Raw genomic sequence first — 238 nt, forward strand, 5'->3', positions numbered from 1 at the left:
TCCGACAAGCGTGCCTTGCAATGTGGCTACATAAATGCCGCTTTGAGCCGGTGTCTCTTGAATGTTCGACAGAACAACCTTGTTCATATCCGGCTTGTTACCGCCCCCGTCAACAATTTCAAAGGTAAGTTTGTTACCTAATCCTGTGATGGCATTTTTATTGGTGTCCTTCGCTGTAAAGGTGAGTGTTGATCCTTTGCTATCACCTGCGTTAAAGGATGTCGGAGATGCGATAAAG

At 45.8% G+C, this 238-nt stretch carries 1 protein-coding gene; it reads right to left on the reverse strand.

What is annotated here, in order from left to right:
- The coding region (locus H3S94_RS11805; RefSeq protein ID WP_198241188.1) for a hypothetical protein at positions 1 to 238 on the reverse strand (238 nt) is incomplete at both ends.

This window comes from Bartonella sp. B10834G3 (assembly GCF_016102505.1).
GTDB classification, from domain to species: domain Bacteria; phylum Pseudomonadota; class Alphaproteobacteria; order Rhizobiales; family Rhizobiaceae; genus Bartonella; species Bartonella choladocola.